Source organism: Microbacterium salsuginis (assembly GCF_012524205.1).
In the GTDB taxonomy this organism is placed as follows: Bacteria; Actinomycetota; Actinomycetes; order Actinomycetales; family Microbacteriaceae; genus Microbacterium; species Microbacterium salsuginis.
Genome location: NZ_JABACI010000002.1, coordinates 617,355 through 640,879, shown reverse-complemented (window position 1 = coordinate 640,879; position 23,525 = coordinate 617,355). Strand labels below are relative to the sequence as shown.

Sequence of the window (23,525 nt, the reverse complement as noted above, 5' to 3'; positions counted from 1 at the left end):
CGAAGGGCGGTAGTGTTCGGTATATGGAACCAACAGGCCCGAATTCGGAACAGCTCGACTCGCCGGCCGGCGGCCGGGCCGTCGAGCGAGCCCTCAGCGTGCTCGAGCTCGCCGCGGCGTCCGGGGGACGGCTCCGGTTGACCGACATCGCCGACAAGCTGGGGATCCCCAAGTCCAGCGCGCACAACCTGCTCGGCAGCCTCACGCGCACCGGCTGGCTCGAGCGCAACCCCCGCACGCGCGAGTTCAGCCTCGGCGTCCGGGCGTGGGAGATCGGTCACGCCTACGTCACGCTGAAGCCGCTGACCCAGCGCGCGCAGCCGGTCATGGACTCGCTCAGGGATCTGCTCGGCGAGACCGTGCGGCTGTCGGTGCTCGTCGACACCGACAACCTCTGCGTCGCCAAGAGCTCCGGAACGCATCCGCTCATCTTCGACCAGCCCGTCGGGGCGCGACTGCCCGCACATGCCACCGGGCTCGGGAAGGCGCTGCTGAGCGGACTGACGACGGAACAGATCACGGCGCTCTACCCCGACGACAAGCTGGACGTCTTCACCTCTACGACGCTCGCCACCGTCCGCGACCTCGAGATGCGGCTGGAGGAGGCGCGAAGCCAAGGATGGGTCGAGGATCACGGCGAGTACGTCCCGGGGATCTGGTGTGTGGCGGTGCCGATCCGCGACGAGGATGACGCGGTGGTCGGTGCGATGTCGGTCAGCTTCCCGGTCGAGCGGTTCGCCGCGGAGTCGGAGCATGCGCGGCGCGCCCTGCTGCAAGCGGCCGCCGAGGTTTCGCGCCGGCTCGGCGCCAGCCATGCGGTCATCGGGCGCGGCTAGCGGGGCAGTCCGCCCGCGTACACGAGCACTTTCGAAGTGGACGACGCGTCGTCCCCCGCCAGAGCGGTGAACGCGGCATCGGCCTCGTCGAAGGAGACCCGATCGTCGATCAGCCGGTCGAGCAGCGCCGGCTCTCCGGCCGCCCACTCCGTCGTCTCCCGGAACTCGTCGGCCGTGTAGCAGAAGGAGCCGACGATCGTCCGCTCAGACACCGAGATGGCGTACGCGGGCAGCTGGATCATGGGCGACGCCATCCCGACGAGGGAGACGATTCCACCAGACGACACTGACTCGAGCGCGGTCGCGATCGTCGTCGCGCTCCCGACGGCGTCGATCGCGACATCCACGCCTCCCTCCCGCCGGCAGGTCTCCGCCACGTCGTCGACGGTGGGGTCGACGACGGTCGCGTCGAGCTGCTCGGCGCGCGATCGCCGCTGCGCCACCGGTTCGCTGACGATCACGTGTGTGGCACCGAGCCGGCGTGCGGCGATCACGCATGCGAGGCCGATCGGCCCCGCTCCGATGACGAGCACCCTCGATCCCGCCGTGACCCCACCGCGCCGTGCGGCATGGAATCCGACGGCGAGCGGCTCGACGAGCGCACCGTGCTCGACGGTCATCCCGGGCGGGAGGGCGATCACGTTCTCCACCGGCACCACGAAGAACTCGGCGAACGCGCTGGAGATCTCGGGGTTCACACCCAATACCCGGGCTCGACCGTCGGGCCCGGCCCGAAGCTGGGGGTTCACGGTGACCACGGTGCCCAGCGGGATCGCGGAGTCGGTACCTGGGCCGTGCTGCGCGACGACGCCGACCGTCTCGTGGCCCATCACCTGCCCCGGGTGTCGCCTGCCGTTGTGACCCGTGTACCCGTGGATGTCGGAACCGCAGATGCCGGTCGCGATCGTGCGGATGAGGACCTCCCCGTTTCCGGCGACAGGTTTCGGCCGCTCTTCGACGCCCATTCGGCCGAATTCTTGGAGCACCAGTGCTCGCATTCTTACTTGCCCATCTGTTCGATATTTGGAACTGTTATTTACGGTGTTGAACTGATGTTACACTGGCAGAAGAATCTCGGAGCCCACGTGAGAGCGTGGAGCGCAACGGAGCGAAGGGAAGGTGCCGGTGACCAGCAGCGTCGCTGAAGTCGACAGTCGGGAGGAGCCGCGGCTGCGACGCCGACCGCGATGGCGCTCGTTCGTTCCCCTTTACCTGGCACTGCTGCCCCTGGCACTGGTCCTCGGCGTGGTCGAGTACTACCCGGCCATCAGCGGGATCTGGTACTCGTTCTTCGACTGGAACCCCGGTGGCGAATCGGAGTTCATCGGCGTCGACAACTACACCAAGATGTTCGGCGACCAGATCTGGTGGCAGTCGTTCCGCGTGCTGGGCGCCATCTTCGTGTTCGCCATCGCGTCCTGGCTATTCCCCCTGCTCGCCGCCGAGCTGCTGATCAGCCTGCGCAGCGCCCGCGCCGCATTCGTGTTCCGAACGCTTCTCATCGCGCCCATGGCATTCCCGGGGGTCGTGACCGCCCTCGTGTGGTCGTTCATGTACCACCCCAACGACGGCGTCATCAACACCATGCTGACCTCGCTCGGGCTCGGCGACCTGACCCAGAACTGGCTTGGAGACCCGTCCATCGCGCTCATCGCCTTGCTCTTCGTCGGCTTCCCGTTCGTGGCCGGGCTTCAGTTCCTCATCTTTTACTCGACCCTCCAGAACATCCCCAAGGAGGTCTTCGAGGCCGCCGATCTCGACGGCGTCGGCAGGCTCCGCCGGTTCTGGAGCATCGACCTGCCGCTCATGGCGACGCAGGTGCGCTTGCTGATCGTCCTCACGATCATCAACACGCTCCAGTACGGATTTGTCGCATACCTGCTCACGGCCGGGGGGCCGGACAACGCCACGATGGTCCCCGTCCTCCGGATGCTGAACGTCGCATTCCAGGGGCAGGACTGGGGCTACGCCGCGGCCCTCTCGACGACCCTCTTCCTGCTCACCCTCGTGTTCAGTGCGATCGCGGCGCTGGCGGGAAAGAGGGACTCGATCTCGAACGTACGAGGACGGAAATGACCATTCATGCCGAGAGTCCCGTGATCCCCGCTGCCGCGCTGGCGACCGCGGTGGAGCCGCCGCGCCGCGGACGGCGCCCCCGGCGCAGGCGGATGCAGATCGGGATCAACCTCGCGCTGAGCGCCATCGTGTTTGTCGCGTTCTTCCCGTACATCTTCATGCTGCTGACGTCGTTCAAGTCGAAGGAGCAATTCGCCGAGCAGTACTGGCTGCCCGCGTGGCCGCTGAACCTGGAGAACTACGCGAAGGCCTTCGAGCAGGTCGCCCCTTACCTACTGATGACGTTCCTCGTCGCCGCCGTCTCCGTCGTCGGGATCCTCTTCCTCAGTCTCCTGAGCGGGTATGTGCTGGCGCGCTTCACTTTTCCCGGGCGACAGTTCTTCTTCCTGATGGTGGTCGCGCTCCTCATGGTGCCGAGCATCGCCGCCCTGATCCCTAGATTCGTCCTGGCGCGGGACCTGGGCATGCTCAACACCTTTCCGGTGCTCGTCATCCCGTACATCGCTGCCGGCGTGGTCCTCGGGACGATCCTCATGAAGACCTTCATCGAGGGAATCCCCCAGGAGCTCTTCGACGCCGCCCGGATGGACGGCGCGGGGCAAGGGCGACTGTTCTTCTCGATCATGCTGCCGCTGTCGCTGCCGGTGGTCGGCACCGTGGCCCTCATCAACCTGATCGCGGTGTGGAACGACTTCTTCTGGCCGCTCCTGACGATCACCCAGAACAGCCTCAAGACCATCTCGGTCGGATTGCTCTTCTTCCAGGGCCAGAGCGGCACCGACTTCGGGGCCATGTTCGCGGGCTACATGCTCGCGAGCCTCCCCCTGCTTATCCTCTTCACCTTCTTCTCCAAGTATTTCCTCGCGGGTATCCAGGGAGGCCTGCCGGGATCCCACTAGGCGTCCCCTCGATAACACAGCACACCGAACAAAGGAGTAAGGAATGAGCCCTACAACCAAGAGGTACCTGCGCGGAGGTGCGATCCTGGGAGCGGCGGCTATGACCGTTGCGAGCCTCGCTGCTTGCAGCGCCGGGAGCGACAACCCGGAGGACACCGTCACCATCACCCTCGCCGGTCCGAATCAGTGGAATGCCGACCCCAGTTCGTTCGGCCCCGAGTGGGAAGCGCTCGTGGCGGCGTTCGAGGAGGCCGAGCCCAACATCAAGGTCGAGACGGTCGTCCTCCCGCTCGCCGAGTTCGCAACGACCCTGTCGACACAGCTGTCGGCGGGCACCGCACCCGAGCTCATCTTCAACCAGGCCCCTCACACTCCCGACCAAGTGGTCGCGCTCGACGAGTACCTCGATCAGCCCAACCCGTACGTCGAGGGCAACGAGAAGTGGGTCGACGTGTTCAACGCCGACTACTTCGGACCGACGGCGACCAACGCGCGGAACGCGGCGGGCAACTACGAGTTCATCCCCTTCAACCTGTACATCAGCGGCCTCTACTACAACGCCGACGCGTTCGCCGAAGCGGGGATCGACACCCCGCCGACGACCTTCGACGACTTCATCGAGGCGTGCGGAGATCTGAAGGACGCTGGGTACATCCCGCTCGCCGTAGACAACAGCTACGCGTCGCAGAACTACGTGTACTCGCCTATCCGGGCGATGCTGCAGGACAAGTACTTCGACGAGTGGAATGTCTTCGCTCCCGACGGAAGCCCCGGGACGTCGAAGCAGATCGGCGCCAAAGGGTTCGCCCACGCGGTGCTGACCGGCGCACTCGACGCCACCACCACTCCTGAGATCGCCGAAACCATGACCCTCATGAAGACGGTCTTCGACGAGTGCGGCACCCCGAACTGGTCGGGCGTCACGAGCACCGGTGCGGCGTTCACGGGCGGCGAGGACTTCCTTGGCGGCGAGGCGGCGATCGCGTTCGGGTCGAACTTCGCGGCTACTAACCTCACCGACGTGGACTGGGAATACGGCACGATGCCGTTCCCGACGATCACCAAGTCCGACTCGGCGCTCTCGTCAGGTCGTGAGGCGCAGTCGGGTGCGAGCGTCGGCGGCACCAGCTATATGATCCCGGCGACCACCGAGGGCGAGAAGCTCGACGCGGCGGTCAAGTTCCTGCAGTTCGCGTCGGCTCCCGAGCACATCCAGCCCTGGCTGGATGAGACGGGTGGGATTCCGGCACTGGCGGACGCCGAGCCGGCCCCAGGCCTCGAGGGCCTCATGACCGGCTCATGGTTCGAGTCGCCCCGCGTGCCGGCCCGTGCCCTCATCCCGCGCGCGTTGGCGGGCCAGGCCGTGTACACCGGATGGCTGACCGGATCCAAGTCGCTGCAGGACCAGCTCACCGAGCTTCAGGGAATGTGGGTCGAGAACTCCCACGAGCTCGCGGAAGACGGCGGCTGGACCGAGGACTGGGCCACCAAGTAGTCGCTTCGGCGAACGATTGCAGCGAGGGGGCTGGGCACCCGACGGGTGCCCGGCCCCTCGTGACGAGGAGAAGACATGCAGCTGTTCCGTATCGGCGACGCCGGGCGGGAGATCCCCGTCGCCCGAGTCGAGGAATCGACCGAGGTGTTCGACCTGCGGCCGCTCGGCGACGACCTGGATCCCGAGTTCTTCGTCAGGTCGATCGATCGAGCGGCGCAGGCCATCCATCGAGGGGAGCTGTCGGCGATCGCCACCATGGACGAGCTTCGCGACGTCCGGAGGGGCGCTCCCCTGGTGCGGCCGGCCGCTGTCGTCTGCGTCGGCATGAACTACGCGGCCCATGCCGCGGAATCGGGCGCCGAGCCTCCCACGGTGCCGGTCGTCTTCTTCAAGCACCCGAACACGATCACGGGACCGGACGACCCGATCGCCCTTCCGCCGGAGTCAGAGGCGCTGGACTGGGAGGTGGAACTGGGGATCGTGATCGGCCAGCGCGCTCGGTATCTCGATTCCCCCGGGCAGTCGCCGCAGCACATCGCCGGCTTCGTGATCTCCAACGACGTCTCCGAGCGCGATTGGCAGCTGAGCCGATCTGGGGGTCAGTGGAGCAAGGGGAAGACATTCGAATCGTTCAATCCCCTCGGACCGATCCTGCGTACCCCCGACGGGTTCTCTCCCACCGACCTCCGTCTGCGGAGCTGGGTCAACGGCGAGCCCCGCCAGGACTCATCGACCGCGGACCTCATCTTCGATGTGAACCGGATCGTCTACGAGCTGAGCCAATTCATGGTGCTTGAGCCCGGTGACCTCATCAACACGGGAACCCCCGAAGGTGTCGGGCTGTCAGGACGATTCCCCTACCTTCGCCCGGGCGACACGGTCGCCTGCGAGATCGACGGACTGGGCAGGCAGGAGCAGCGGGTGGTCCTCGCCGCGGACTACCGGGACGCGCGCCGCCATGGATGACGACAATTTCGCACCGACGCTCCGCCGGGTCCGGCGCCTCGTGGTCGACTACCTTCGCCCGCATCTGGATCGAGGGTCGACCCCCGTTCCCGTGGCGGTGTGGGAGGCACCCGGTGAGCCGGTCGGATGGTCGGAGGCCGTCGAGATGGACTTCCGGCCAGTCACCGCCGGCACCCCTTGGGGACGACCATGGGGCACGGCCTGGTTCCGCGTCGACGTCGACGCGAGCGGACTCCCGGGCGCCCTCGAGCTTCGCGTCGACATCGGGTTCGATCACAGCCGGCCCGGCTTCCAGTGCGAGGCGACCGTGTGGGACGGCCGGGGCCGGATCGTCAAGGCGCTCGAACCGATGAACGACCGGGTCACGATCGAGGCGAGCGCGGGGGACACCGTCACGCTCTACGTCGAGGCGTCGGCGAACCCCAACATCCTCTTCGCGGAGGGGGGCAGCGCGACTGCGCAGCTCAACAACATGCCCACGCCGCTCGGCGACCTCGGAACCGCGCCGGCGGATCCTCTCTACCGTTTCCGCGGCGCATGGGTCGCGCCGGCGCCGGGAGAACCGGCCGAGCTGATCGCGGACATTGAGGTTCTCGAAGGGATCCTCCGCGTCGGCGCGCGCGACTCCCGTCGGTACGCCCAGGTCTGCCGTGCACTGCGCGCGATGTTGGAGGTGGTCGACACTGATGACCTCGACGGGACCGTCGACAGGGCAAGGGCGGCGCTCGCCCCAGCGCTCGCCGCCCGGGCGGCGCCCAGCGCCGCGGTGCTGCACGCGGTGGGGCATGCGCACATCGACAGTGCATGGCTGTGGCCGGTTCGCGAAACGCGGCGCAAGGTCGCGCGGACCTTCGCGAACGTGCTCGACCTCATGGAGCGCGACCCGGAGTTCACCTTCGTCGCCAGTTCCGCCCAGCAGTTCGCCTGGGTCGAGGCTGACTATCCGGAACTCTTCGGGAGGGTGGCTGACCGGGTTCGCGAAGGGCGGTTCCTTCCCGTCGGCGGCATGTGGGTCGAATCCGACACCAACTTGCCCTCGGGCGAATCCCTCGTTCGGCAGTTCGTCGAAGGAACCCGGTACTTCCTAGAGACTTTCGGCATCGAGAGCGACGAAGTGTGGCTCCCCGATTCCTTCGGCTACACGGGCGCGCTGCCGCAGATCGCCGCGGCGGCCGGCAAGGCGCGTGCACTCGTCCAGAAGGTCTCGTGGAACGACACCAATAGGATCCCGGTGAGCAGCTTCGCGTGGGAGGGCATCGACGGCACGCGGATCCTCACGCACATCCCCTCGGTCGACATCTACAACACCGACCTGCGAGCGGAGGACCTGGTTCGGGCGGAGAGTCAGCTCCGTCCTCGGGGCGGTCTCACGCACACGCTGGTGCCCTTCGGGTACGGGGACGGCGGTGGCGGTCCGACGAGGCAGATGATCGCGAGCGGTCGCCGATCGCGCGACGTCGAGGGCTTGCCCCGGCTCCGGTTTTCGTCTCCGTCCGCGTTCTTCGCGGATGCATCGGCTGAGCTCACAGCCGACCTCGCCTGGGTGGGGGAGCTATATCTGGAAGCACATCGCGGCACGTACACCACTCAGCGGGCGATGAAGGTCGGGAATCGCACGATGGAGCGTCTGCTCGAGAAGGCGGAGCACGTGGCGGCGGCCGCCGCGATCCTCACGGGCGCGGAGTACCCCTACGCGCTGCTGCGCGCGACATGGCAGCGGGTGCTGCTGCTGCAGTTCCACGATATCCTCCCCGGCACCTCGATCGCATGGGTGCACAAGGAGGCGCGACTGGCTTACGCGGAAGCGGAGGCCACCATCCGGGCCGTCATCGACGAAGGCCTGGGCTACCTACCTGCCGCGGAGCCTTCGGCGCACGCCGCGTTCCCAGTATCCGCCGTTTTCCAGGAGGGTCGACACGTGCTCGCCAATGAGTACCTCGAGGCCGTCGTCGACCACCGGGGATGGGTGGTGTCACTGCGCGACCGGCGGTCCGGGCATGAGCTGAACGCGCCCGGCGAACCACTCGGGGTCCTTCGCGTGCATCCTGACACCCCCGGCGAGTACGACGCCTGGGAGCTCGATGCCGACGTCGAACGCGTGGGTGCTGAACTGCACGATGTGGATGAGATCGTTCATTCCGGTGACGACGGGGCCCGGACCATCGAGGTCGTCCGATCGTTCGGCCACTCCCGATTCCGACAGCGGTACACACTCCGCGCAGGGGTCGCCGCCCTCGAGTTCCACACCCACGTCGACTGGGCCGAGTCCCGGAAGCTATTGAAGCTCGCCTTCGCGCTCGACGTGAAGGCCGAGTCGGTGTCGTTCGGCACGCAGTTCGGCTACCTCGACCGACCCGCAGTGCGCAACACTTCCTGGGATCGCGCGAAGTTCGAGGTCCCTGCTCATCGGTTCGCCTGGATCGGGATGCCGGGGCAGGGCATCGCCGTCTGCAACGACGCGATCTACGGCCACGACGTCTCCCGGCATACGCGCGACGGCGGCGGGTCGACGATCGAGGTTGGGCTGTCGCTTCTCCGATCTCCTCGCTTCCCGGATCCGACGACCGATCAGGGTGAGCACGCGTTCGCGGTCTCCCTTTCCTCGGCGGATGGGATCGCCGACGCGATGCGGGAGGCGGATCGGCTGGAGGGCCTCTCGATCGAACCGATCCCGCCCGCGGCGCGGCTCGTCTCCTCGATGGATCCCGGAATCGTCGTCTCGGCGGTGAAGCTCGCCGACGACCGCAGTGGGGATGTCGTCGTCAGATTCCATGAGGCTCTCGGGGAGAGGGGGCGGGCCCGACTCGGTCTCCACTTCCCAGCCGGGAAGGTGCGTCGCGTCGATCTTCTGGAGCGTGAACTGCCCGGGTCGCCGGTATGCCTAGACGGCGCCGAGCTGAGCCTGGATATCCGCCCCTTCGAGCTGGTCACTCTTCGGTTGTCCAAGCATGGAAATTCGACATATTGAACAAGAGACCCAAATATTGAATTCACCTACACATCCCTGTAGCTTGCAAGAGCGTGCGTGATGGAGCGCACGCCCACGTGAACCGAACGGGATGAACGATGAAGATCACCACTAAGGGACTCGCCGGCCTCACCATCGCGACTGCGATGGTGCTGGCACCACTGCCCACCCTTGCGGCGCCACCGAGCCCGGACTCCGCAGGCGTCTCAGGAGGGAACGACTACCTCATCGGCGCCTACTACTTTTCTGGCTGGTACGAGGAGCCCAACCGCCATTTCTCCAATCCGTTGATCAACGGAGGCCGGGACTGGCGGCTCGACGCACCCGAACGGGAGCCGGCCTACGGGTGGTATGACGACAGCCAATCGGTCATGGATCAGCAGATAGTGGACGCGAGCTCCAACGGGCTGGACTACTTTGTCTTCGACTGGTTCCCCGATCGACCGAATCTCGACGATCGCGAAGGCGGCATGGGCCAAGGCGGAAGCTACGGGCTCCACAACGGGTTGGATCTCTTCCGCACCTCGCCCGAGAAGTCGGCGATGCAGTTCTCGCTCATCTGGGCGAATCACGCCCCGTTCGACATCTCGTCGCTGAAGACGCCGGGCATGACCCAGTCGCAGTTCGAAGCGGTCCGCGCGGCCGAATGGGACACGATGACCGATGCGTGGGTCGAGCTCTTCGCCGATCCCCAGTACCTGAAGGTCGACAACAAGCCGGTGATCAGCACCTTCGACGTCCAGAGCCTGCAGGTTGACTTCAGCACAGGAACACGGACGAACCTGAATCCGCACCAGCTCGCCGGTGTTCCAGAGGAGCGCGCCGTGCTCGCGGACGCCGTGCACCTCCTGCGCCAGAAGGCGAAGGACGCCGGGTTCGACGACGTCGTCTTCGGCGCGGGCCTCACGCAGCCCGGGGTCGACGGCGAATACGTCGGTGCTCATGACCAGGACGACGAGGTGTACGACTTCTTCAGCTCGTACAACTGGGCGCCGCTCAAGTGGACCGACCAACGCGACCTGAGCTATCACAACATGATCCGCTCCCATCACGACTACGTGTGGGATTACTACGCCGACAACCTCGACGACGGGACCGATTACATCCCAGTGATCTCCGCCGGATGGGACAACATCCTGCGGACGGACCGGGAGCGCTGGGTACAGCAGCACACACCGCTCGAGTTCGGCAGCATGCTCCGCGAAGCCAAGTCATACCTCGACGGTCACCCGCAACAGAACCTGTCCGGAGACCCGAACCTCAAGATGGCCGTGATCGCGAGCTGGAACGAGCTCTTCGAGGGGCACTCGATCGTGCCGACGAAGGCGGAAGGTGACGCGTGGGTGTCGAAGGTCGGGGAGGTCTTCGGAACCGGCCTCGACGCGGCACGACAGCGTGCGCGACTGGACGACGTGGTCGGCCTGACCCAGGCGCTGCGTGACTCCGCGACGACGGCTGCACCTGCGTCTCGAGTGCAGATCGCCGCGCTGCTGGCGCAGCTCCGCCTGCTAGAGAAGTCGATCGAGCGCGACGCCGCGCGCCCCAACCGCGATGCGCAGGTGCGGCTCATCAGCGCCACATTGAGGGCGATCGAAGGCGATGTCGAAAAGCACCCCTCACGATGGCCAGCTGACGCTGCGGCTCGTGTCGCCGAGATCTACGGATCGTGGGGCGCGACCGTCGCCGAGCTCTACGGTGTGCGCGTCGACATCGCCGTGTCCGACTACAGCGTCGTCGAAGGCCAGGAGGTCTCTCTCGAGCTGGCGATCCGATCCGAGGGCGGCGGGACTCTCCCCGCTGCCGCCGCCGACTGGGCGGTCGAGTTCCCAGAATCGTGGCAGCTCGCCCCGCTCGGGGTCGAGCGCCTGACGGCTCAGGCGAGCTTCTCGGTGCCCCCGGGGGCGACTGGCGGAACAGACTACGTGCTCGACAGCCTCCTGCCGACGCCGTCGACGCTCCGCGGCTCGCTCCAGGACCTCGAGGTGCAGGTGCAATACTCGATCGCTGACGTCGACTTCGCGACGACGGTGCCGGTGCAGGTGACGGTCATCCCGCCCGTCGATGCGAAGATCGTCGCCGTCCCCTTCGCCGGCGAGGAGAACCGGGCGGCGGTCTGGATGCAGAACATCTCCGATGCGCCGATCAGCGGAAGCCTCAGCCTTGAGCAGGCGGACGGGGTGTCGCACGACCTCTCGAATGCGACGTTCACACTCCAGCCGCGCGAGCGGAAGCGCGTCGACGTAACGATCGTGAACACGCTCAACGCCCCCCAGCAGCTGGACCTCCAGTTCGACACACAGGAGCGCGGCGTGCTCCTCCTGGAGACGCTGACCGTGCAGCCGCGCCAGCAGATCGTGTCCACGTCGGCGTCGCTCGACGCGTCGATCCGAAGCACCGGGGTCGTCGAGCTCGCCAGTCCCGACCGGATTCAGGTGGGCAACGCTGCGGCCGCAGGAGGCGACATCGAGTATCGCGTCGTGTTCTCGATCCCGCTCGAGTCGGTGGAGCGCGACCAGGTCTCGACCGCGCGACTCAATCTCGCACAGTTCCAGTACATCCGGCCCGGCCAGGTGGTGATCGAGCATCTCGCACCGACGGCGGCGATCACCTCGGCGGCGTACGCGGCGCCGAGCTCGGGCTCGAAGATCCTCGCGCCAGGGACGCCCGCGACCAACACGACGACGACGACGATTCAGGAGATCGACGTCACCGACTGGGTCAACGCAGAGCTCGCGGCGGACGCGACGCACCTTACGGTGCGCGTGCGGATGACGGAGATCACCGCGGGGGTCAGCTCGATCCGCGCCTACCGCCCGACCGAGTACACCCCGTCGGATCCGCTGGACGGCGCTCTGCTGCGGATCTGGTAGACACCTGCGGGCGGGGCAGCTGCCGTGTCCCGCCCGCAGGTCCCCCGGCGGTGCACCGGTCGGGGACGACGACCGATCAGGCGATGTCGACGGTTCCGGCTGTCGCGTTCCATGTGGCCGTGTAGCCGGCGGCGGTGAACAGCGAATACGGCACCAAAACGCGCTGACCGATCCACGCGGGCGCGGCCGACATGGCGAACGGCACCCCGTTCAGGTATCCCGTGGAATTGCCCACCCCGACCCGGATGAGGTCGCCGGTGGGCGACAGGGCGTTGATGGCGTACGCCGCGGCGTCGAACTCGGTTCTCCACCCGAGGGCCCGGAACGCGTACTCGCCGGGAACCAGCGGGACGGTGCCGGGAAGAGAAGGCGCCTCGTAGCGGTCCCGGATTCCGGACACCCTCAACAGGGGCGTGGCCTGCGGAACGTTGAGCACCCGGATGTAGTCGACCTCGAACGTCGCAGGCGAGAACAGGACCGTCGGATCGAAACGGATCTGCCGGATCGTGCCCTTCCAGGTCGGGACCTTCCACATCGGGATGTCGACGATGCCGTAGCCGGACGTGTCGGGCTCGGCGTGGAAACTGATGCCCTTCGACTCCGACCAGGCGCCGTCGGCGGCGGTGATGAAGAAGAGCTCGCCGCCGGTCGACGGTGCCGACTTCATCCGGATGCGGATCCACGGATGATCGGCCGCCTCGAGGCCCAGTACGTCGGGTGAGAGCAGCCCGGGGTCGGCGCCGGTGGCGCTGCCGGAGAGGATGCTGCCTGCTGCCGCGAGACCCGTGACCTGCTTGTCCACGGTCCAGCCGTCTTCGTCGGCGGAGAAGTCCCAGTCGTAGGTGTACGTGGTGCTCAGGGGCGGAGCGGTCCTCTCGAGAGTGCGCACGGTTCTCGACGGCGGGTAGAGGAGGCTGACGCGTTCCTTCTGGGCGGTCGTCGGTGTGACGTTTGACGGGAACGGACCCGTGCCGAACGTCGCGCGGATCGCGTTCATGAAAGCAAAGCCGTTCGACTGCGCGGGCATCAGATAGTGCCCCTCGGCGAACTCGTTCCAGTTGTCGAGCAGGACCATTGAGGCGGTCACGTCACCCACCGTCCTTCCAGGCAGGTAGGTGTCCCTGATCCATTCCGCCATGGCGGTGAAGGCAGCCGGCGTCGTCGAGAGACCTGGTCGAGCGCCCCAGGGTGCCGCGTCGTATCCCATGCCGACGCTAGCGACGGCTCCGACCGTGCTCGCGGAGTCGAGCGCGAGCAGCGTGTCGCGCTGCGCGGTGAAGTTGCCGCTCTGCCGGGTATAGATGTACTCCGCGTCAAATCCCATGGTCGCCGCGTTCGCATCCGCGGTGGTCGTCAGCAGCAGGATGTCGTCGAACCCCGCGCTCTGCACCGCGGCCCTCAGGAAGTCGATCTCGTCGGTCGCTGCCGCGACGGATCCGAAGATCGTGCCGAGCCTGCTGTTGCGGTAGATCGAGAGCACCGGCTTGTTGTCGATCACCAGGTAGCGCGGATCGGTGAAGTAGTAGTCGATCCAGAAAGGCACGACGTTCTGACGGAAGTCGGCGCTGTCGGTGTTGCCGCCGTTCTGGTTCTCCCACATGATCGCGAACTTCATTAGCGGCGAGTACTTCGCCTCGAAGAAGCCGTCGTGGAGGGCGTGCCCCAGGTACGGGGAGCGGATGGGCGTTCCCTTCCCGGGCGAGGGCCGGAACCAGCAGTACAGCCGGAACGCAACCCCGTTCTCGACCATCCACTTGATCTCCCAGTCGGACACTTCAGGACTACCCTCGTCGTACGTGCCGAGCAACGGCATCCGCGACGGGTACGCCTTCACGGTGTCCCAGCCGATGTGGTGACCTTCGCGCCAGCCGGAGAACTCCTGCATGCCCACGAGTACCCCGGGTGTGCCGACGACGGTGGGCGCCGCCGGATAGTCGGCTGGTTCGTCGGGGTGCGTGAACACCTTCACGTCGTCGACGCGGACCACGGTGCCCGTCGGCGCTGCAAACGCGATCGACGCGGTCGGGGCGGATGTCGACGACAAGTGCACGGGCAGCGCTGTGGCGCACACCTTGCCATTGATGGAGATGCGCGCCTCCTCGCCTGCGATGTCGAGCCGGACGCGAACCTGCTGCCAGATCCCGGTCGTCGCGGCGCGGAGGCTCCGCCATGCGCCGTTGTCGTCCAGCACCTCCCATACGCCGGACGTCACGCGGAGCTGCAGGTCGAGCAGGTCCGCCAGCACGGCCACCGTCGTGCCGTTCAGGGCGCTCGCCGAATGTACGGCGAATTCGATACCGAGGTTCTCTGGCCCGATGACCACGGACGCGGACGCGTTCGCGGCGCCCGCCGTCGCGTCGAGGGACATCGTGACCTTGTCGGCGATGTCGCCCGTGTCGAGCGCGACGAGTGACGCCCCGGCGCCGGATGCCGTCCATGGGCTTCCCAGGGCGCCTGCGACGTCGTGCACGAAGCTCTCATTCAGGGCGAAGCCGCTGCTGAGCCGGACGGGCCCGAACTGCATGTCGTTGACCTGGGAGGCGCCCGTTGAGACGAGGAGGTTGTCGAGGGTGGAGCCGCTTCCCGTCATGCCTGCCGCGGTGGCGGCCGCAGAGCCGTTGACGTACACGTCGGTCGTGCGTGTGTCGAGGTGCGCGACGATGCGCACCCCGATCTCGACGTTGGTCGCGAGCGTGGCGAGCGGGGTCGTCCCCGAGGCATGCTCCAGCCGGAGCGCATTCGACGCCACCGAGAGCACGACCAGCGCCGAGGTGCCGTTGCGCAGTTCCCATCGCGCGCCGTCGAGGGTGCTGAGCGGCACGACCCGGAAGTCGAGCGCGACGTCGCCTCCGGACTGGGCGGCGAAACGCCGCGCGAGCGAGACCGGGAGTCGTCCCGTGGTGTCGCGCACGCGCAGCCACTGGCCGTAGTTCAGGAGGCCGCCCGCCTGCCGATCGTCCCATCCGGACGGTTGGACGTATCCCACGTGCGCGGGGAAGTTGAAGTTGTCTTCGATGAGGATGCGCGGCACCTGCGCTCCTGATGTCAGGGCGGCCGCCTGCTGGGGCACGCCGCCGGGGCCGAATTCCCAGAAGGCACCCGCCGCGGTGACCGCTGCCGCTGCTTGCAGGAAGGTGCGGCGGCTCAACCCGCCATGCTGATCCGAACGTGTCGTCGTCATTGAGAACACTCCTTCAATATTATGAACAAGGGGCATCATCGCATTGAGAGGATCGAGACTCAAGAGGTGAGCGCCGCGACGCCGGACCCGGATGGAGAATTCGCATGACCGATCGACTCCGCAGCGCGGAGCGCCTGAGAGCAGGCGAGCGCGACGTCCACATCAGCGCTTTCGTCGACTCGATCACCTACGGCGCCGGCCAGACGGGCGCTTCCCAGCCCAAATGGCGCAACTCCTGGCCCGGCCGCCTCAGCAGGATCCTCAACGGGCGGCTCGGGCTTCCCGCGGGCACCGGCATCGTCGTTCCGTGGAACACGCTCGACATCCGCCCGGACGACGATCCGCGTCTGCGGCGTGAGGGCGATGTGCGGCAGCTCGCCGGACCGGGTCCGTCAGACCTGCCGCGGGCGGGCGTCGTTGGACGGGGCACGTGGCGAGTCGAGGCGAAGGGGTCGGTGGTCTTCGCACCCATTGCTCCTTCGACGGAGTTCACGATCTACGTCCACGGCATCCGCCCAGTCGCTCCCCGAGTGGAGGTGGACGGCGCTCCCGTCGAGCTCGCTCGGGAGCCGTTGCTCGCCGGCCCCGAGGGCGTCGAGGTGATCGCGTGGACAACTCGCGGCGGCGGGCAGGAGCTGTCCCTCCGACCCGGCTCCGCCGAACCGCTCGACCTGTGGGGTTTAGAAGGACGCACGGGCGGCGTGCGCGTCTCCACCTTCGCCCGCGACGGCATCGGCACCGAGCTGCTCGCCTACGACCCTGATGATCTAAGCGGCGGATTGCCGCTGCATGCGGATGCGGCGCGAGCCGATCTCGCCATCATGCTTCTCGGTGCCAACGATCGCCGCGTCGAAGCGGCGGCGTTCGTCGAGCGCACGCGGACGGCGATCGATCGAGTTCGCTCGGTCGGAGGGGAGGTGCTGCTCATCCACCCGGCGCAGTTCGACTATGCCGATCCGCTCATCGGGTATCCGACCATCGACGAACGTGCGTCCGACCTCGCGCGGCTCTCAGAGGTCGAGGGCATCCCCCTGCTCCACCTCGGCCGCGAGTGGGATGACCACGCCGAGGCGGCACGCCGGGGGTGGTTCGCCGACGGGGTGCATCCGTCGGATGCCGGGCTCGAGGTCATCGCGCGTGACGTCGCCCGGTATCTGGTCGGCTGATCGTTCGTCGGCTACAGCGTCGCGGTGCGGGGCGACCGGCCGATCGGAAGAGGCTCCGCCGGTTCGACCCGGCTGTGCGCGCGAAGAGGAACACCCTTCGACGCCGAGCGGTAGATCCTGAGGAGGACCTCGCGCTACCCAGCGCGTGACTCGGCGAGCAGCGATTCCCTCGTCGCGACACCGTTTCGCGCAGGAAGGCGAAACGGTGTCGAGCCGAACCTGACAGCAATGCACGTAGGCACCATTCCTGGTGGTGACACGCCTGCGCATGTATCCTGCTCGCATGCGAGGCGGACTGCGGAGCTGGAAGCGGGGAACTGACTCTCGCGGCATCCGCAACGCCATCTCCTACGCGTTCGACGGCACCTGCGACGCGCATCGCCGCGAACCGCTCGGCCCTGAAGCTGCTACCCGCTACGCCGACAGTGCGACCGTGACCCGTCACACCGTGGTCGACGGTGCGATTGCACGCGACGAACTCGACGGCGCGGCTCTCCGTCGCTGGATCGAGGGCGCGAACCCCGCAACGGGGGAGTCGCGCGGGCTCGTGCGTCGCTCCGAGAACACCGACTTGCTGCTCGACGGCACCATCAACTTTCCAAAGTCATACAGCATCGCAGCCCTCCTCGTCCCGGAGCTCGCCACCGAGTTTGAGGCGCTACAAGACCGCATGCGCGACCGCACCGTCACGCTCTGGCAGCGCGAGCTCAACGCACGCCGCGGGCATGGTGGCAGTATCCGTGAAGACATTGCCCGGCTCGAAGTCGTCGAACTGCAGCACCGGCGATCGCGGGCACTCGATCCGCACATCCACCGCCACCTGTGGCTGAACATGAAGGTCCAAGGCGTCGACGGCAAGTGGTCGAGCCTCGACTCGCGGGTGGCGATGAAGCTCCACACCGTTGTCAATGCCGAGGGTGAGCTTGCCGCGCGCACCGACCCTCGCTGGATCGCGGCCCTCGCCGCGCGCGGTTACACCCTCGATCAAGACGGGGAGATCGCCCAGCTCGCGCACGTAGTGCGTCCGCTGTCGCGCCGGTCCAACAAGATCGAGGCCAACCGGGTTGGCCTGATCGCGCAGTGGCGCCGCGAACACCCGGGCCGTGAGCCGGGCGCCATTGACCTTCAGCACCTCGACGCGCTCGCGTGGGCACACGGCCGCCCCGGCAAGCCGGTCCATCTTGACGAAGGGGAGTGGGAGGAGCGGGTGCGCGCCGAACTCGCCGCCATCGATCCACTCCTGCTCGGGCAGCTCCATCCCGCGCGCCTCGAATCGACCCTGCTCGCCGACCTCGACCGCGATGAGCTGGCTCAGATGGCAATCGCGGATGCCGATGCCAGGTCGGTCTCGTCCAGCGGGCGCTTCTCGCCCTGGGATGTGCGCGCCGGTGCCCTCCGTGTCATCGCTCGCTCCGGAGTGACTGCCGACCGTGGTCTGCTCGACGAGCTGATCGATGACGTCGTCGCTCGGGCGCTTGGCGACACCATCGACCTTGTGCCAGACGACCCGGCGAAACCGCCACATATCAAGGCGCTGATGGCGACGCAGACCGTGCTGCTCAAGCTCCGGGTCGACAAGCGCTTCGCAGCGCTCGCCGCAACGGGGGCGCTGCCGAACCAGGCGCAGATGCGTATGGTCGCGAGCCGGAACGCGGGGGAGCAGGGTGGGCTCGACGAGGCGCAGCTGGCTGCGGCATCCGCCATCGCCGGAACCGGTCGACTCGTGTCGGTGACCGGCCCCGCCGGCTCGGGGAAGACGACTCTTCTCCGCGTCGCGCGGGACGCGCTGGCCCTGCAGCGCCGGGCGCTGGTGCTCGTCGCACCCACGAAGAAGGCGGCTGTCGTCGCCGAGCGCGAGGTGGGCGTCACCGCGGCGAGCCTGCACGCGGTGCTCGCGGACTACGGGTGGCGCTGGGGCAACGGGATCGCCGGCGAGCAGCGGTGGTCGCGGCTGGCGGTGGGCGAAATCGACGGGGCGGTGGGCCATCGTTACCTCGGGCCCCAGCGGTTCGCGCTGCGGCGCGGTGATCGAGTTGTCGTAGACGAGGCCGGGATGGTTGATCTGCAGAGCGCTGACGCTCTAGCAGCGGTGCTGGACGAGACAGGCGCGGGGATTGCGATGATCGGCGATCCTCGCCAAGCCGCACCGATCGGACACCTAGGTGCGATGGCGTTGCTGACTAGGCATGCGGATCATGTCGTCGAGCTGCGGTCGGTCCATCGCTTCGCAGATCGGGCGTATGGCGAGCTCACGCTCCGACTGCGGCAGGTGTCGAGTGGTGCGGAGGCCATGTCCATCGCCGACGAGTTAGCTGCCACCGGTCACGTCGCGCGGGTGGGAAGCGTGGATGCCGCGCACGATGCGATGGTCGACGCATGGTTCGAGCGGGTCGGTCAGGGCGAGCGGGTGGCGCTCGTCGTCGCGACCAATGACGACGCCGACGCGATCAGCGAGACCATCCAGCAGCGCCGGCTCGAGGCGGGTGAGCTTCGAGCGGATGCGGTCGCCTTCGGCCGCGGCGAGCAACAGATGCTCGTGGGTGACGTCGTCCAGACACGACGAAATGACAGCGGGACGGGCGTTCGGAATCGCGCGACCTGGGTGATCACGTCCATAGGCGATGATCGGATCGCGCTCGTGAATGTGGCCGACACGTCCGAGCGGCGCTCGATCAGTCGTGACTATGCGGCAGAGAACGCGAACCTTGCGTATGCGTCGACCGTCCACGGAATCCAGGGCGAGACGGTTGACACATCGATCGTCGGGCCGGGCGTGGATGCTGCGGGACTCTATGTCGGACTCACGCGCGGACGTTACGAGAACCAAGCGATCGTCGTTGCTGGGTCTACGGATGCTGCCCGCGAGGAGTTGGCGGCTGCGATGCAGCGCGGGATGCCCGAGCCGACCATCGAGGACTCGCGGCGCGCCGCGCAGATCGACCTCAGCCGGGCTGCGCGGCGGACGGCTGCTCCACCAGAGTCGATGGGAGTGGCCCCGGTCCGGGGAGGCATTGAACTTCGCTAACTTCGGCTATGGCTGTTCGGCGGGCTCGTCAATCGCGCCGAATACGAGAGAGAACAGAACCGTGACGTCTTTTCCCGCAGCGGCGACGTTGCGAATCAAGATCGCGGAGGAGTTCGTGTGCTCGACACGCCGACCGATGGTCTGCACCTCGTCGCACTCGAGTTCACGAGCCCAGATGAGGTCGTAAGTGTTCGTGTCGAAGAGAAGGAAGACTGCGCTATCGAAATCCCAGGATCTGAAAGCCGAGAAGTTCTGGGTGCGCTTGTCCAAGCGGTCTACAAGTCGGGCCTTCACCTGGATGCGGCGATTGTCCATAGTAAGTACGTCGTAACTCTTCTGCGAATTGGGGGCGAGAGTCCCTCCATACGCTCGCTCCGCGAGCGTCTCCGCGAGATCGCCGAGTGGTGAATTGCGTGTGCGGATGACGCCGCGCCGCGTGAGCTCGTCGAGCACTGCGACGTAAGAGGCGAGAAGCTCCCGCACAGAAAGAGCGGTCGGCGCAAAGGGCATGCGGGGCCCCGTCGTGTCCATAGGCAAAGCCTACGAGGAGCTCCTTGCCCGCGGTTCCCGAGCACCCGGCATATCGGCAGCCCTTCTGCCGGCTCCGTCGTCGGAGCAGTTGACACGCACGCGACTCGGATGCGCAGCCATGTCAGCGGCGCGCACGATGTGGCATCATGGTGGCATGGCGAAGTCCATCGTGCTCTCCGGGCGCAGCATCCTCGTTCCGCCCGGCCTCGCGCTGAAGCCGATCATCGAGGCCGACCTGTCTGCCGGCCCTCGCGAGATCCGCGCGCTCGAGCAGGGGGAGAAGGCGCGAGTCCAGTTGCGGCTCGAATACTCCGAGGATGCCGGACAATACGAAATCGCACACTTCGGCGTCGACCGGCGCGACCTTGCGCTAGAAATCGGCGGCACTCTACTGCGGACGGTTAAGGTGCACGCGATTGCGCGGCGGGCGATCGCCTACTCCCTCCCCATTTGGACACTCGGTGTCATCATGCTGCGCGACAAGCGACGAACGCGAGAGCTCGACGGCCTTGAGCCGTTCGCCCCCACCGCTGTGGAGACCCTCCACCTCACCGCCCTCGTGTATCGCATCGCCGAGATCTCGAACGAGAATCCCGCGTTCGCCGTCGCCGAGACGATGGGACTCAAGCAACGAACGGCGACCAACTGGATCGCTCGTGCACGTGCAGCGGGGTACATGACGACTGTGCTTGATCAGGCGGCCGCGCGCCGGATCGCAATGGGGCTGTTCGAGCGTATGGGAATCGAAGAGGCGATAACAGAGGAGGAGCATCAGGAGTTCCTCGCTTCGCTGGTGGGTCGCGATGGGGACGATTGAGGCGTACGAGACCGCGCGCGGCAAGCGATACCGCGTGCGCTATCGCACGCCCGATCACCGGCAGACGGACAAGCGCGGCTTCCGCACGAAGCGCGAAGCCGACCTCTTTCTTGCCAGCGTCGAAGTGTCGAAGGCGACGGGGGAGTACATCGACCCGTCGCGGGCACGCACCACGGTCGCCGAGCTCGGGCCGATCTGGCTGGAGGCCAAGCAATCGCGGCTGAAGCCGTCGAGCTACCGTGCTCTGGAAGATTCCTGGCGCGTCTACGTGAATCCTCGGTGGGGCAAGACCGCCGTGGCCGCGATCACACACAGCGACGTCCGCACCTGGGTGTCGCAGCTCGCGGCCGGAACAGCCAAGACCGAGCGCCGCGACAACATTCGCACCCGTACGCAAGGTGCACGCCGGAAAGAGGCGACCACCGTCATTCGCGCCTACAGTGTGCTGGCATCGGTCCTCGACATCGCGGTCAAGGACCGCCGCATCCCAAACAATCCCGCACGCGGGGTTGACAACCTACCCCGCAAGGTCCGCAAGGCGCACCGCTACCTCAGCCACCAGGATGTCGAACGCCTCGCCACCGCCTGCGGCGAGCACTCGACCCTCGTGTACGTCGCCGCCTACACTGGGCTGCGCTGGGGCGAACTCACCGCACTCCGAGTGCGGGATGTGGATGCTGTCCGCCGCCGCCTCGCCGTCAACGAGAACGCGGTGCGAGTCGGTGCCGACATCCACGTCGGCACACCCAAGACGCACGAACGACGGTCGGTTCCGTACCCGGAGTTCCTCGACGATCCGATCGCGCAGCTGTGTGAGGGCAAGACTCGGAACCAGCTACTGTTCGGCGACGGCGATGACTACTTCGGCCGGCCACGCTCGTCGGAGTACTCGCGGTCGTGGTTCAAGACAGCCCTGGAGGAAGCCGGGCTCGAGCGCATGACGATCCACGACCTGCGACACACCGCGGCGTCGCTCGCTATCAGTTCCGGCGCAAACGTAAAGGCAGTGCAGCGGATGTTGGGGCACGCGTCGGCCGCGATGACGTTGGACGTGTATGCCGACTTGTTCGACGACGACCTCGACACGGTGTCGGCCTCATTGAGCGCGGCGCGGAGTGCCGCCATCGCCGGGTAGGCGATGCATTGGTGCGTGCAACAGCATACGCGCGTCGCGTTGCCCCAACTCCGATCGAGTGGGTGGCAATGGAGCACCATGCCTGTCAAGCGCCATGACCTTCAAGCAGCGTGCGAGGGCGGAGCGCGGACGCCATCGTCACGCTTGCTTTACGGAGGCGGGACGTGGCGCAAGCCCTCGAGACCTGATCTCCGCGTTAGGTCTCTGACGTTCATCGAGTCGCGCAATTCGTCGAATGGGCCGTCCGGTCGTCGCCACAGGGAGGGGGCTGTCGGTTCGGGAGGAGGTGTGCTGCTTCTCCGCCCCATACACTGAACCCGTGACCGGTGATGACGTGCAAGCGCGCTCGCTCGTGAACCCTCCGGTGATCGAAGCTGTGGCTGGGATCGAGTTCCGCCCCCGTGGGCTTGGACTGGTCGAACTAGTTCGCGAAACCGACGCGTGGCGCGATCGCTACCCGACCGTAAGCACTCAGGGGGCGTTGCCGCCGACGCGGCCCTATGGGCAGCCCGGAGCCGAATTTGAGATGCAGCTGCTTGGCGGTCCGCCACCGTTGAGAGTCTGGTCAGAGTCGCTCGAAAGTGATTGGCTCCTGCAGACTCAGGACGACCGCTTGTTATTGAACTGGCGCCGTGTAGCTGATGGCGCGCGATACCCCGGCTACGACGAGGCGATCCGCCCAGAGATAACCCGCGTGCTTGACCTGGTGGCTAGTCGCTCCGAGCCGTCCCTACACCCTCTGGTCGCTGAATTTTCCTATGTCAACAAAGTCGCAACTGAGCTGCCAGGCTTGCATCACGCTTACGCGACGTTTCGCAAGCCCGAGCGTCCGATTCCGGGCGAAGTGGTCGGCGAGCGATACGAGATAGTTACTCAGCGCGAGGTCGGCAGCGGGGTCGCCCAGCTCACCGCTTCGATTCAGCCATCAGAGATCTCCGGCCAAACTGTCCTCACGTTGTCGACCAAGGTGTTCGCGACACGTCAAAGCTCTCTCTCGGAAGCGATTGTTATGATTGACGATGCGCACGCTACGTCTAAAGAGGCATTTTTCGCGATAGTGTCTGACAACACCGCAAGCCAGTGGGGGGATGCCGGATGAGTCCAAGTTTGACGCTACCTTCGCACGCCCCTTCGCACGCGCGGATCGATGAGTCGGCAAGCGATAGCCCGTCGCTTACCTTCGATCGAGAAACCTGGTCGAGCGCCCCTCGGTCCCGACGAGCCCTTCTCGCGTATGCACACGCGAGCCTTCGAGACCTTGCCGTACGGCAAGGTCTCGCAGACGGGCGGTATACGACGGTCTTGCGGCTAGTTAGCGTCCTCGTGGAGGACGGCTCCGCTACGCCGCAAGTCAGTTCTAACGGCGAAGGCGGCCTGTTCGTTGAGTGGCTCGTCGGAAGCGCGTCTCTCACGATCGATTATGAAGACGAGACTGAGATCCTAATCACAGCGTCTACCCAAGACGAGGGTGTGCGCTTCGCTGACTTGATCACGGCCTGGTGGACGCCCGACGACGACGCGATCGGTCGCGCGCGGGAGTACCTCGCTGCCATTTCGCGC

General features: G+C 66.6%; 15 protein-coding genes. 12 read left to right on the top strand and 3 right to left on the bottom strand.

Annotated features, from left to right (window positions below; translation table 11 throughout):
• Positions 1-23: 23 nt before the first annotated feature.
• Positions 24-836, top strand: coding sequence for an IclR family transcriptional regulator (locus tag HF576_RS09990; RefSeq protein WP_168912639.1), 813 nt, complete (start codon positions 24-26; stop codon positions 834-836).
• Here HF576_RS09990 and HF576_RS09985 read toward each other — a convergent pair.
• Positions 833-1,801 (bottom strand): zinc-dependent alcohol dehydrogenase, encoded by a 969-nt coding sequence (locus tag HF576_RS09985; RefSeq protein WP_240948802.1) that lies wholly within the window; start codon positions 1,799-1,801, stop codon positions 833-835. The two genes, HF576_RS09990 and HF576_RS09985, sit on opposite strands and share 4 nt — an antisense overlap.
• A gap of 160 nt (positions 1,802-1,961) precedes the next feature.
• On the opposite strand from HF576_RS09985, the gene HF576_RS09980 reads away from it, so the two are divergent.
• From HF576_RS09980 to HF576_RS09955, 6 genes are all read left to right on the top strand, one after another.
• Positions 1,962-2,912 (top strand): ABC transporter permease subunit, encoded by a 951-nt coding sequence (locus HF576_RS09980; RefSeq protein WP_205835079.1) that lies wholly within the window; start codon positions 1,962-1,964, stop codon positions 2,910-2,912.
• Positions 2,909-3,811: a carbohydrate ABC transporter permease gene (locus tag HF576_RS09975; protein WP_205835078.1), complete on the top strand. Its 903-nt coding sequence runs from the start codon at positions 2,909-2,911 to the stop codon at positions 3,809-3,811. Before HF576_RS09980 ends, HF576_RS09975 begins: the two co-directional genes overlap by 4 nt.
• Before the next feature lie 43 nt (positions 3,812-3,854).
• Entirely contained in the window at positions 3,855-5,306 is a 1,452-nt protein-coding gene (locus tag HF576_RS09970; RefSeq protein WP_168912637.1) for an ABC transporter substrate-binding protein, read from the top strand.
• Positions 5,307-5,381: 75 nt separating this feature from the next.
• Positions 5,382-6,272: a fumarylacetoacetate hydrolase family protein gene (locus HF576_RS09965; RefSeq protein WP_168912636.1), complete on the top strand. Its 891-nt coding sequence runs from the start codon at positions 5,382-5,384 to the stop codon at positions 6,270-6,272.
• Entirely contained in the window at positions 6,265-9,240 is a 2,976-nt protein-coding gene (locus HF576_RS09960; protein WP_168912635.1) for an alpha-mannosidase, read from the top strand. The genes HF576_RS09965 and HF576_RS09960 overlap by 8 nt, the downstream gene beginning before the upstream one ends.
• Positions 9,241-9,338: 98 nt before the next feature.
• Entirely contained in the window at positions 9,339-12,110 is a 2,772-nt protein-coding gene (locus HF576_RS09955; protein ID WP_168912634.1) for a glycoside hydrolase family 99-like domain-containing protein, read from the top strand.
• Between the two features lie 76 nt (positions 12,111-12,186).
• Here HF576_RS09955 and HF576_RS09950 read toward each other — a convergent pair whose 3' ends face one another.
• Positions 12,187-15,291: a glycoside hydrolase family 99-like domain-containing protein gene (locus HF576_RS09950; RefSeq protein ID WP_168912633.1), complete on the bottom strand. Its 3,105-nt coding sequence runs from the start codon at positions 15,289-15,291 to the stop codon at positions 12,187-12,189.
• 104 nt (positions 15,292-15,395) lie between these two features.
• Here HF576_RS09950 and HF576_RS09945 point away from each other — a divergent pair, with 104 nt between their 5' ends.
• On the top strand, positions 15,396-16,457 hold the full coding sequence (locus HF576_RS09945) for an SGNH/GDSL hydrolase family protein (RefSeq protein ID WP_168912632.1): 1,062 nt from the start codon (positions 15,396-15,398) through the stop codon (positions 16,455-16,457).
• Between the two features lie 433 nt (positions 16,458-16,890).
• Entirely contained in the window at positions 16,891-19,482 is a 2,592-nt protein-coding gene (locus HF576_RS09940; RefSeq protein WP_343234224.1) for an AAA family ATPase, read from the top strand.
• 6 nt (positions 19,483-19,488) lie between these two features.
• Here the strand turns inward: HF576_RS09940 and HF576_RS09935 are convergent, their stop codons facing one another.
• On the bottom strand, positions 19,489-20,013 hold the full coding sequence (locus HF576_RS09935) for a DUF6998 domain-containing protein (protein WP_168912630.1): 525 nt from the start codon (positions 20,011-20,013) through the stop codon (positions 19,489-19,491).
• 169 nt (positions 20,014-20,182) lie between these two features.
• On the opposite strand from HF576_RS09935, the gene HF576_RS09930 reads away from it, so the two are divergent.
• The 3 genes from HF576_RS09930 to HF576_RS09920 all read left to right on the top strand — a co-directional run bounded on the left by HF576_RS09930 (position 20,183) and on the right by HF576_RS09920 (position 23,064).
• On the top strand, positions 20,183-20,830 hold the full coding sequence (locus tag HF576_RS09930) for a hypothetical protein (RefSeq protein ID WP_168912629.1): 648 nt from the start codon (positions 20,183-20,185) through the stop codon (positions 20,828-20,830).
• Positions 20,817-21,965, top strand: a complete 1,149-nt coding sequence (locus HF576_RS09925; RefSeq protein ID WP_168912628.1) for a site-specific integrase — start codon at positions 20,817-20,819, stop codon at positions 21,963-21,965. Before HF576_RS09930 ends, HF576_RS09925 begins: the two co-directional genes overlap by 14 nt.
• Before the next feature lie 319 nt (positions 21,966-22,284).
• Entirely contained in the window at positions 22,285-23,064 is a 780-nt protein-coding gene (locus HF576_RS09920) for a TIGR04255 family protein (protein ID WP_168912627.1), read from the top strand.
• Positions 23,065-23,525 lie beyond the last annotated feature (461 nt).

What these genes read in the sequence shown, in the direction of transcription:
- HF576_RS09990 (WP_168912639.1), top strand. Translation starts at nt 24, where the DNA reads ATGGAACCAACAGGCCCGAATTCGGAACAGCTCGACTCGCCGGCCGGC.
- HF576_RS09985 (WP_240948802.1), bottom strand. Translation starts at nt 1,801, where the DNA reads ATGGGCGTCGAAGAGCGGCCGAAACCTGTCGCCGGAAACGGGGAGGTC.
- HF576_RS09975 (WP_205835078.1), top strand. Translation starts at nt 2,909, where the DNA reads ATGACCATTCATGCCGAGAGTCCCGTGATCCCCGCTGCCGCGCTGGCG.
- HF576_RS09970 (WP_168912637.1), top strand. Translation starts at nt 3,855, where the DNA reads ATGAGCCCTACAACCAAGAGGTACCTGCGCGGAGGTGCGATCCTGGGA.
- HF576_RS09965 (WP_168912636.1), top strand. Translation starts at nt 5,382, where the DNA reads ATGCAGCTGTTCCGTATCGGCGACGCCGGGCGGGAGATCCCCGTCGCC.
- HF576_RS09960 (WP_168912635.1), top strand. Translation starts at nt 6,265, where the DNA reads ATGGATGACGACAATTTCGCACCGACGCTCCGCCGGGTCCGGCGCCTC.
- HF576_RS09955 (WP_168912634.1), top strand. Translation starts at nt 9,339, where the DNA reads ATGAAGATCACCACTAAGGGACTCGCCGGCCTCACCATCGCGACTGCG.
- HF576_RS09950 (WP_168912633.1), bottom strand. Translation starts at nt 15,291, where the DNA reads ATGACGACGACACGTTCGGATCAGCATGGCGGGTTGAGCCGCCGCACC.
- HF576_RS09945 (WP_168912632.1), top strand. Translation starts at nt 15,396, where the DNA reads ATGACCGATCGACTCCGCAGCGCGGAGCGCCTGAGAGCAGGCGAGCGC.
- HF576_RS09935 (WP_168912630.1), bottom strand. Translation starts at nt 20,013, where the DNA reads ATGGACACGACGGGGCCCCGCATGCCCTTTGCGCCGACCGCTCTTTCT.
- HF576_RS09925 (WP_168912628.1), top strand. Translation starts at nt 20,817, where the DNA reads ATGGGGACGATTGAGGCGTACGAGACCGCGCGCGGCAAGCGATACCGC.